Consider the following 10482-nt stretch of genomic DNA (forward strand, 5'->3'; position numbering starts at 1 on the left):
CTCGGCAGGATTCATTCACAGCGAGGAGCGGAGACACCGCCCGCCTCAGGAAGAGGAATTCGCCATGACGAATCTTGCCGATCGCATTCACAAGATGCTCGGGATTCTCGCCGTTCTGCTGGTCGCCGGGATCGGCTTCCAGATGCACGCCGCACCGTACCAGTCCACGGTCGCCGCAGGCCCTTCGGCCATGCACGGGGACGACTCCGGCTGGGGCCCGTGAACGTACTGAGGCGAACTCGGTGAACCGGACGCCGATGTAGTCCGTTCACCGCCCGCCGACGAAATTCCCCCCTCCTCGTAATTCTCCGAACAGAGAGGAAACCGACGATGGCGAACCCGTTCGAGGACCCCGAGGCCGACTACCTCGTCCTGGTCAACGACGAGGGCCAGCACTCGCTGTGGCCGGTGTTCAGCCCGGTGCCCGACGGCTGGCACCAGGTCTTCGGCGCCGCCGCACGACAGGAGTGCGTCGACTACGTCGAACAGCACTGGCAGGACCTGCGGCCGAAGAGCCTGGTCGCCCACCTGTCCGGCCACTGACCACTGCCCGGTAGCGCGCAGCAACAACCAGCACCGCGCAGCGACACCGCACACCCACGCTCCACCGGTCACGCAGCAACGAGGGGAACAGTCACATGTCCGGGGACCAGCAGACGCACAGAACCGACCCGCGGCCGGGACCGGCCGAGGTGCTGTGTCGACTGTTCGCGGAGGTGCTCGGCCGGGAGTCGGTCGACCCCGCGGCGGGCTTCTTCGAGCTGGGCGGCGACCGGCCCGCCGCCGTACGGCTGCTGGCCCGGGTGCGCGCCGAGCTCGGCTTCCGGGTGCCGCTGCCGCTCCTGCTGGACGCCCCCACCCCGGCCGGCCTGGCCACCAGGCTGGCCGACCCGGCCGCGACCGGCCCCGACCCGCGCCCCACCCTCAGCGCGCTGGTCGACGCCCAGGTGGCCCGTACCCCGGACGCCCCCGCGCTGTACACCGAGGACGCCACCCTCACGTACGCCGAACTGGACGCCCGCGCCAACCGGCTGGCCCGGGTGCTCGCCGCCCGCGGCCTGGGCACCGAGGACGTGGTCGCGCTCGCCCTGCCCAAGTCCCCCGAGGCGGTCGCCGCGATCCTGGCCGTGGCCAAGACCGGCGCCGCCTGGCTGCCCGCCGACCCGGCCTACCCGGCCGAGCGGCTGCGCCACATGCTCACCGACTCCCGCGCCGCGCTGGTGCTCACCACCACCGGCACGGCCGGGCGGCTGCCCGACACCGGCGCCCCCCGGCTGCTGCTCGACTCCCCCGAGCACCTCGCCGAGCTGGCCGACCGGCCCGGGACCCCGTTCGCCGCCGACGAGCGGGTGCGCCCGCTGAGCGCCGACCACACCGCGTACGTCATCTACACCTCCGGCTCCACCGGAAAGCCCAAGGGCGTGGCCGTCACCCACACCGGGCTGCCCAGCATGATCGGCACCCAGGTCGCCGCCACCGGTCTCGGCCCCGGCAGCCGGGTGCTCCAGGCCGCCTCGCTCAGCTTCGACGTGTCCGTCTCCGACCTGGCCGCGGCGCTCACCACCGGCGCCGCGCTGGTCCTGCCCCGCGAGCAGAGCCAGCTGGTCGGCGAGGCGCTCGCCGAGCTGATCGACCGCCACGGCATCACCCACGCCGACCTCGCCCCCGCGATGGCGGCCACCCTGCCGGACGTCCCGCTGCCCTCCCTGCGCACCCTGGTCAGCGGCGGCGAGGCCGTCCCGCGCGAGCTGGCCGCCCGCCTGGGCCGCGACCGGCTGATGTTCAACAGCTACGGGCCGACCGAGGCCACCGTCAGCGTCACCCTGAGCGAGCCGCTCACCGGCGCCGAGCAGCCCCCGATCGGCCACCCCTGCCAGGACGTGCGCATCCATCTGCTGGACGAGCGGCTGCGCCCGGTCGAGCCGGGCACCGTGGGCGAGCTGTACCTCTCCGGCCCGCACCTGGCCCGGGGCTACCTGGGCCGCCCCGGCCTGACCGCCGAACGCTTCGTCGCCTGCCCCTTCGGCGGGCCCGGGGAGCGGATGTACCGCACCGGCGACCTCGGCAGCCGACGCCCCGACGGGCAGCTGGCCTTCCTCGGCCGGGCCGACGACCAGGTGAAGATCCGCGGCTTCCGGGTCGAGCTCGGCGAGATCGAGCAGACCCTCTCCGCCCACCCCGGGGTGCGCCAGGCCGTGGTGCTGCTCCGCGAGGACCGCCCGGGCGAGCGCCGGCTGGTCGGCTACACGGTCGGCGCCGCCGACCCGGCCGAGCTGCGCGCGTACTGCGCCGAGCGGCTGCCCGACCACATGGTGCCCGTCGTCGTGGTGCTCGACCGGCTGCCCCTCACCCCCAGTGACAAGGTGGACAACCGGGCCCTGCCCGCGCCGGTCCTCGGCGCCGCGCAGGAGGGCGGCCGGGCCCCCGCCGGGGAGCTGGAGCACACCCTCAGCCGGCTGTTCGCCGAGGTGCTCGGGATACCGCGGGCGGGCGTCACGGACTCCTTCTTCGAGCTCGGCGGCGACTCCATCGTGGCCATCCAGCTGGTCTCCCGGGCCCGGCACGCCGGGCTGCAGCTCACCCCGCGCGAGGTCTTCGACGCCCCGACCGTCGAGGCGCTGGCCCGGGTCGCCCGCCCGCTGGAGGGCCCGGTCGCGGTCGAGCCGCCCGGGGCCGGCCTCGGCGAGGTGCCGCCGACCCCGATCGTGCACTGGCTGGCCGAACAGCGGGGCCCGGTCGAGAGCTTCTACCAGGCCACCCTGCTCACTCTCCCGGCCGGGACCGGACACCGGCACCTCACCGCCGCGCTCCAGGCCCTGCTCGACCACCACGACGCACTGCGCTCCCGCACCTCCCCGCTCGCCGAGCGCTCCTGGACGCTGCACGTCCCCGCCCCCGGCGCGGTGGCCGCCGCGACCGTGCTGCGCAGCGTCCCCGGCCCCGCCGGCGAGCAGACCCTGCGCGCCGCGACCGCGGCCGCCCGCGACCGACTCTCGCCCGAGGACGGCCGGATGCTCCAGGCCGTCCGGTTCGACGCCGGCCCGGAGCTGCCCGGGCAGCTGCTGCTGGTGATCCACCACCTGGTGGTGGACGGCGTCACCTGGCGCATCGTCGAGGAGGACCTGCTCGCCGCGCTCGCCGCCGCCCGGGAGGGCCGCGAACCCGCGCTGCCGCCGGTGCCGACCTCCTTCCGCCGCTGGGCCCAACGGCTCACCGCCGAGGCCCGCACCGACCGCCGGGCCGCCGAACTCCCGTTCTGGCAGGCCGCCCTGGCCACCCCGGACCCGCTGCTCGGCGACCGGCCGCTGGACCCCGCCAAGGACACCTACGCCACCGGCGGCGCCCTGCGCGTCGTGCTGCCCGCCGAGACCACCCGGGCCCTGCTGACCCGGGTCACGGCCGCCCACCACGCCCAGGTCAACGACGTGCTGCTGACCGCGCTGGCGCTCGCCCTCGGCCACTGGCGCGGCGACGCCCCCACCGGGCCGGACGGCGCCGTGCTGGTCAGCGTCGAGGGCCACGGCCGCGAGGAGGTGGTCGAGGGCGTCGACCTGCACCGCACCGCCGGCTGGTTCACCTCCGTCTACCCCGTCCGGCTCGCCCCCGGGGCGCTGTCCTGGTCCGAGGTCACCGCCGCCGGCCCCGAACTCGGCCGCGCCCTCGGCCGGGTGAAGGAGCAGCTGCGCGCCGTCCCCGACAACGGCATCGGCTACGGCCTGCTGCGCCACCTCAACCCGGCCACCGCGGCTGTGCTCGCCGGCTGCGCCGAGCCCCAGGTCGAGTTCAACTACCTGGGCCGCTTCCAGCCCGAGGGCGTCACCGCCGAGGACGTGCTCGCCGGGGCCGAGGCGATCACCGAGGGCGCCGCCGACGGCCTCGCGCTCGCCCGGGTGCTCGGCCTGGACGCCACCACCGTCGACACCCCGCAGGGCCCGCTGCTGGTCGCCCAGTGGTCCTGGGCCGCCGAACTGCTCGACGGGGAACGCGTCCGCGCCCTCGCCGAGGCCTGGTTCACCGCGCTGCGCGCGCTCGCCGAGCACGCCGGGCGGCCCGGCGCCGGCGGGCACACCCCCTCCGACTTCCCGCTGGTCTCCCTGGGCCAGGACGAGGTCGACCGGCTCGCCGAACACCACGCCCCCGCAGGCCTGGTGGACGTCTGGCCGACCTCCCCGCTGCAGCAGGGCATGGCCTTCCACGCGGCGTACGACACCGACGGCGCCGACGTCTACACCGCCGTCTGCACCTTCGACCTCACCGGTCCGGTCGACGCCGACCGGCTGCGCGCCGCCGCCGAGGCCCTGCTGCTGCGCCAGCCCAACCTCAAGGCGGGCTTCCACCAGCGCCCCGACGGCCCGCCCGTCCAGGCCGTGCCGGACCGCGTCGAACTGCCCTTCACCGTCCTGGACCTGACCGGGCACCCCGACCCGGAGGCCGAGGCCGACCGGATCGCCGCCGCCGAGTACGGCCGCCGCTTCGACCTGGCCCGGCCGCCGCTGCTGCGCTACACCCTGCTCACCCTGGCCCCCGGCCGGCACCGGCTGATCGCCGCCGCGCACCACATCCTGCTGGACGGCTGGTCCACCCCGCTGTTCGCCGAGGAACTGTGGGCGCTGTACTTCGAACGGCCGCTACCCCCGGCCGCGCCCTACCGCGAGTACCTGCGCTGGATCACCCGGCGCGACGGCGCCGCCGCCCGCACCGCCTGGACCCGGGCCCTCGCGGGCGTGGACGAGCCCACGTTGCTCGCCCCCGGTCACACCTCCGCCACCCCGCAGCTGCCGCTGCGCCTGCACGCCGGCCTCACCCCGGCCGCCACCGAGGCGCTCGGCCGCACCGCCCGCCGTTACGGCGTCACCCTCAACACCCTGGTCCAGGCCGCCTGGGGCGTGCTGCTGGCCCGGCTCACCGGCCGCACCGACGTGCTGTTCGGCACCACCGTCTCCGGCCGGCCGCACGACCTGCCGGGCGTCGAGCGGATGATGGGCCTGCTCATCAACACCGTGCCGGTGCGGGTCGCCCTCGACCCGGCGGAGAGCTGGGGGCAGCTGCTGCTGCGCCTCCAGCACGAGCAGTCCGCGCTGCTGGACCACCAGCACCTCAGCCTCACCGAGATCCAGCAACTCGCCGGGCTGGGCAGCCTGTTCGACACCGTCACGGTGTACGGCAACTACCCCGACCCGTCCGCCCTGGACGAGGCCGACCCGAGCGGCACCACCCGGGTCACCCTGGTCGAGGACGTCGACAGCGCCCACTACCCGCTGCTGCTCGCCCTCACCCCCGGCGACGGCCTCCAACTGCGACTGGACCACCAGCCGGACGCCTTCGGCCCCGCCGAGGCCCGCACCGTGCTGGACCGCTTCCTCGCCCTGCTCGACCGGATCGTCGCCGACCCGGCCGAACTCCTGGGCACCGTCGAGGTGTTGACCCCGACCGAGCGCGAGCGGCTGCTGTCCGACGGCAGCGGCCCGGTCGCGGCGCTGCCGACGGGCTCGGTGCCCGAGCTGTTCGAGGCCCGGGCCGCCGCCACCCCGGATGCCGTCGCCCTCACGGCGGACGACGGCGAGCTGAGCTACGCCCAACTCAACGCCCGGGCCAACGGTTTGGCGCTGCGGCTGGTCGAGGCGGGCGTCGGCGCCGAGACCCCGGTCGCGCTGCTGCTGGACCGCTCGGCCGCCCTCGTCGTGGCCGTCCTCGCGGTGCTCAAGGCCGGCGGCACGTACGTCCCGCTGGACGACGCCCAGCCGCAGGAGCGGCTGGAGGCCGTCCTGGCGGACGCCGGCGCCCGGATCGCCGTGACCGACCGGGCGCACCCCGCGCTGGCCGGGCTGACCACCCTGGCGGTCGGCTCCGACACTGCCGACAACCTCGAACGTACCGTCAGCGCTGAGCAGTTGGCCTATGTGATGCACACCTCCGGCTCCACCGGCACCCCCAAGGGCATCGGCGTCACCCACCGCTCGATCGTCGACCTCGCGCTCGGCGGGACGTTCACCGCCGGCGGTCACGAACGCGTCCTGGTGCACTCCCCGACCGCCTTCGACGCCTCCACCTACGAACTCTGGGCCCCGCTGCTCTCCGGCCACCGCCTCGTCATCGCCCCCGCCGGACGCCTCGGGATCGCCGAACTCGCCGACACCATCGACCGGGGCCGGGTGACGGCCGCCTGGCTGACGGCCGGCCTGTTCGGCGTGCTGGCCGCCGAGGCGCCGCAGACCCTGGCGGGGCTGCGCGAGGTGTGGACGGGCGGGGACGTCGTCCCGCCGGCCGCCCTGCGCCGGGTGCTGGAGAGCTGCCCCGGACTGCGGGTGGTGAACGGCTACGGCCCCACCGAGACCACCACCTTCGCCACCCGTCACCGGATGGCCACCGCGGCCGAGGTCCCGGACAGCGTCCCGATCGGACGCCCCCTGCCCAACACCCGGACGTACGTGCTGGACGCCGGGCTCCGCCCGGTGCCCGTGGGCGTGACCGGTGAGCTCTACCTCGCCGGGCCCGGCCTGGCCCGGGGCTACGTCGGCCGCCCGGGGCTGACCGCCGAGCGCTTCACCGCCTGCCCGTACGGCGAGCCCGGCGGCCGGATGTACCGCACCGGCGACCTGGTCCGCCGGACCACCACGGGCGAACTGGAGTTCGTCGGTCGAACGGACCACCAGATCAAGCTGCGCGGCTTCCGGATCGAACTCGGCGAGGTGGAGGCCGCGTTCACCGCCCACCCGGCCGTCGGCCAGGTCGTCGCGCTGGTGCGCGAGGACCAGCCCGGCGACAAGCGCCTGGTCGCCTACGTCACCGGCGGGGCCGACCGCGGCGACCTGCGCGCCTTCGTCGCCGGCCGACTGCCCGCCTACATGGTCCCGGCCGCGATCGTCACCCTCGACGCGCTGCCCGTCACCCCCAACGGCAAGGTCGACCGCCGCGCCCTGCCCGCCCCCGACTACGGCCGCACCGAGGGCCGCGCCCCGCGCAACGCCACCGAGCAGACCCTCTGCCGCCTGTTCGCCGAGGTCCTCGGCCTGCCCGAGGTCCGGATCGACGACAGCTTCTTCCACCTCGGCGGGCACTCCCTGCTCGCCACCAAGCTGGTCAGCCGGATCCGCACCCACCTCGGCGTGGAACCGCCGATCCGCACCCTCTTCGACCACCCCACGGTCGCCACCCTCGCGCTCGCCCTGCCCGCCGCCGCCCAGGCTCGGCCCGCCCTGCGACCGGCCGCCCGGCCCGAGCGCGTCCCGCTCTCGCCCGCGCAGCAACGCCTGTGGTTCATCGAGCAGTTCGAGGGACCGAGCGCGCTCTACAACACACCCGTCGCCGTCCGGCTGACCGGCGCGGTCGACCTCCCCGCGCTGGAGCAGGCGCTCCGCGACGTGGTCGCCCGGCACGAGGTGCTGCGCACCCTCGTCCCGACCGCCGACGGCCAGCCGCACCAACTGATCACCGACGCCGCCGGGTTGAGCCTGCGCACGGTCCGGGTGGCCACCCCGGACGAACTCCGCGCCGCCCTGGCCGAGGCCGGGCAGCAGGTCTTCGACCTCGCCCGCGACCTGCCCGTCCGGGCGACGCTGTTCTCGCTGCCGCAGGACGAGCACGTGCTGCTGGTGCTGATGCACCACATCGCCAGCGACGGCTGGTCCATCGCCCCGCTCTTCCGCGACCTCGGCGAGGCCTACCAGGCCCGCCGCACCGGCACCGCGCAGAACCGGGAGCCGCTGCCCGTCCAGTACGCCGACTACGCGCTCTGGCAGCAGGAACTGCTCGGCGACCACGAGCGGCCCAGCACCCTGCTCGCGAGCCAACTCGCCCACTGGCAGCGGACCCTGGCCGACGCACCGGAGGAACTGGCGCTGCCCTACGACCGCCCGCGCCCGGCCGCCCCGAGCCACCGCGGCCGGCTGACGGAGCTCGCCGTCGACGCCGAACTCCACCACCGGCTCTCCGAGTTGGCCTCGGCGCAGCACGCCAGCGTGTTCATGGTGCTGCAGGCCGCCGTCGCCACCCTCTACACCCGGCTCGGCGCCGGCACCGACCTCCCGCTGGGCACCGCCGTCGCCGGGCGCACCGATGAGGCCCTGGACGAGCTGGTCGGCTTCTTCGTCAACACCCTCGTCCTGCGCACCGACACCTCCGGCGACCCCAGCTTCCGCGAACTGCTGGACCGCGTCCGGCGACTCGACCTCGACGCCTTCGAGCACCAGGACGTCCCCTTCGAGCGCCTGGTCGAACAGCTCAACCCCACCCGCTCCCCCGCCCGCCACCCGCTGTTCCAGACCCTGGTGGCCCTGGAGAGCCCGGCCGCGGTACCCGCCGCCTTCGGCGACCTGGCCTGTGCGGAGCACCGGTTCGAACTGGACGTGGCCAAGTTCGACCTCTCCTTCCGCTTCACCGAGTCCCTCCGCTCGACTGAGTCCTTCCGCTCCATCGAGCAGGGCCCGCGGGCGGGCCTGACGATCGTGCTCGAGTACGCCACCGACCTCTTCGACCACGCCACCGCCACCACCCTCGCCGAGCGCCTGCTCCGGGTGCTGCGCGCCGTCGCCGCCGACCCCGACGCGCCGATCGGCACCGTCGACGTCCTCGACCCGGCCGAGCGCGCGCAGCTGCTCACCGGCTGGAACGGCCCCGCCGTGCCCGTCCCGGACGCGACCCTGCCCGAGCTGTTCGAGGCCCGGGCCGCCGCCACCCCCGACGCCCCCGCCGTGGTGACCGACACCGAGCGGCTGAGCTACGCCGAGCTCGACGCCCGGGCCGAGCACCTGGCCGCCGACCTCGCCGAGGCGGGCGTCGGCGCCGATACCCCGGTGGTCCTGCTGATGGACCGCTCCGCCGAGCTGGTGGTCGCCCTGCTGGCCATCCTCAAGGCCGGCGGCAGCTACGTCCCGCTGGACGACCGGCAGCCCGCCGCCCGGCTGCGGCAGATCACCGCCGAGACCGGGGCGGCCCTCGTCCTGGTCGACGCGGCGCACCGCGACCACCCGCTGGCCGCCGACGCACCCTGCCCGGTGCTGACGCTCACCCCGGACCGCTTCGACGGCCCGCTCCGGCGCCGGGCCCACCGCCCCGCCGTCCACCCGGAGCAGCTCGCGTACGTGATGTTCACCTCCGGCTCGACCGGGGTGCCCAAGGGCATCGCGATCACCCACCGGGACGTCGTCCAGCTCGCCACGGACCCGTGCTGGCAGCACCCCGACGGGCTGCGGGTGCTCTTCCACGCCCCGCACGCCTTCGACGCCTCCACCTACGAGCTGTGGGCGCCGCTGCTCTCCGGCGGCCGGGTGGTCGTCGCGCCGCCCGGCGACCTGGACGCGGCCGCGATCGGCGCCCTGGTCCGGGCCCACGGGCTCACCCACGTGCACGTCACCGCCGGGCTGTTCCGGGTCATCGCGGAGGAGGACCCGGGCGTCTTCGCCGGTGTGCGCGAGGTGCTCACCGGTGGGGACGTGGTCTCCGCGCCCGCCGTGCGCCGGGTGCTGGCGGCCGTCCCGGGGATCGGCGTACGGGTGCTCTACGGCCCGACCGAGATCACCCTCTGCGCGACCCAACTGCCGCTCCCCTCCGCCGAGTCGGTGCCGGACACGGTGCCGATCGGCCGTCCGATGGCGAACACCCGGGCGTACGTCCTCGACGAGGGCCTCCAGCCCGTCCCGGTCGGCGTCCCCGGCGAGCTGTACATCGCGGGGGCCGGCCTGGCCCGCGGCTACCTGGGCCGCCCCGACCTGACCGCCGAGCGCTTCACGGCCTGCCCCTACGGCGCACCCGGCGACCGGATGTACCGCACCGGCGACATCGTCCGCCGGAACGCCGAGGGCATCCTGGAGTTCCTCGGCCGGGCCGACGACCAGGTGAAGATCCGCGGCTTCCGGATCGAACTCGGCGAGGTCGAGGCCGCCCTCACCACCCACCCCTCCGTCGGCCAAGCCCTCGCCCTGGTCCGCGAGGACCAGCCCGGCGACAAACGCCTCGTCGCCTACGTCACCGGCGACGCCACCCCCGGCGAACTCCGCGCCTTCCTCACCGACCGCCTCCCCGCCTACATGCAACCGGCCGCCGTCGTCACCCTTGACACGCTCCCCGTCACCGCCAACGGCAAGGTCGACCGCCGCGCCCTGCCCGCCCCCGACTACACCGGCACCCCCGAAGGCCGGGAGCCCAGGACGGCGCAGGAGCGGAGCCTGTGCGAGCTGTTCGCCCAGGTGCTCGGGCTGGCCACGGTCAGCATCGACGACGGATTCTTCGACCTGGGCGGGCACTCGCTGCTCGCCACCAAGCTGGTCAGCCGGATCCGCACCGCCCTCGGCGTCGAGATGACGATCCGCACCCTCTTCGACCACCCCACGGTCGGCGAACTCGCCACCGCGCTGCCCGCGGCCCGCAAGGCCCGGCCCGCCCTGCGGCCGATGCGCCGGCCCGGCAGCCCGTCGTAGGTCACGCGCGCCACCGGCCGTCCCCGGTGGCCCGACCGCACCGTCCCCACTCAGCACGTCACCCGCC

At 75.4% G+C, this 10482-nt stretch carries 3 protein-coding genes; all 3 read left to right on the forward strand.

The annotated features are described in order from the left end of the window. Positions 1-64: 64 nt before the first annotated feature. The 3 genes from ACFVXG_RS19040 to ACFVXG_RS19050 all read left to right on the forward strand — a co-directional run bounded on the left by ACFVXG_RS19040 (position 65) and on the right by ACFVXG_RS19050 (position 10415). Positions 65-223, forward strand: coding sequence for a hypothetical protein (locus tag ACFVXG_RS19040; protein ID WP_350502719.1), 159 nt, complete (start codon positions 65-67; stop codon positions 221-223). Positions 224-330: 107 nt separating this feature from the next. Next, on the forward strand, positions 331-543 hold the full coding sequence (locus ACFVXG_RS19045; RefSeq protein WP_387928944.1) for an MbtH family protein: 213 nt from the start codon (positions 331-333) through the stop codon (positions 541-543). A gap of 95 nt (positions 544-638) precedes the next feature. Continuing rightward, on the forward strand, positions 639-10415 hold the full coding sequence (locus tag ACFVXG_RS19050) for an amino acid adenylation domain-containing protein (protein WP_387928946.1): 9777 nt from the start codon (positions 639-641) through the stop codon (positions 10413-10415). The last annotated feature ends 67 nt before the right edge of the window (positions 10416-10482 follow it).

This window comes from Kitasatospora sp. NPDC058162 (assembly GCF_042884005.1).
Taxonomy (GTDB): Bacteria; Actinomycetota; Actinomycetes; order Streptomycetales; family Streptomycetaceae; genus Kitasatospora.

Excerpts from the sequence above, each read along its gene's own strand:
- ACFVXG_RS19040 (WP_350502719.1), top strand. The coding sequence starts at position 65 with ATGACGAATCTTGCCGATCGCATTCACAAGATGCTCGGGATTCTCGCC.
- ACFVXG_RS19050 (WP_387928946.1), top strand. The coding sequence starts at position 639 with ATGTCCGGGGACCAGCAGACGCACAGAACCGACCCGCGGCCGGGACCG.
- ACFVXG_RS19045 (WP_387928944.1), top strand. The coding sequence starts at position 331 with ATGGCGAACCCGTTCGAGGACCCCGAGGCCGACTACCTCGTCCTGGTC.